The sequence below is a fragment of the Streptomyces violaceorubidus genome, assembly GCF_000717995.1.
GTDB classification, from domain to species: domain Bacteria; phylum Actinomycetota; class Actinomycetes; order Streptomycetales; family Streptomycetaceae; genus Streptomyces; species Streptomyces violaceorubidus.
Map to the genome: position 1 here is coordinate 1 of NZ_JODM01000258.1, position 210 is coordinate 210.

1 pseudogene is annotated in these 210 nt (G+C 71.4%); it reads left to right on the forward strand.

Annotated elements, in window-relative coordinates:
• A pseudogene (locus IE94_RS0135010) lies at positions 1-210 on the forward strand (ISAs1 family transposase); the annotation flags it as partial.

Consider the following 210-nt stretch of genomic DNA (forward strand, 5'->3'; position numbering starts at 1 on the left):
CACCCGGGCCCATCACCGCCTGGAGATCCGGCGGCTGAAGGCCGCCGCCTTCGCCCACCTCGACTACCCCGACGCCCGCCAGGCCCTGCAAGTCGTGCGATGCAGGAAGGACTTCACCAGCGGCAAGCTCACCATCGAGCGCGTCCACCCGATCACCAGCCTGCCGCCCGGCGCGGTCACCGGCGCCCAGATCGCGGACTGGATCAGAGG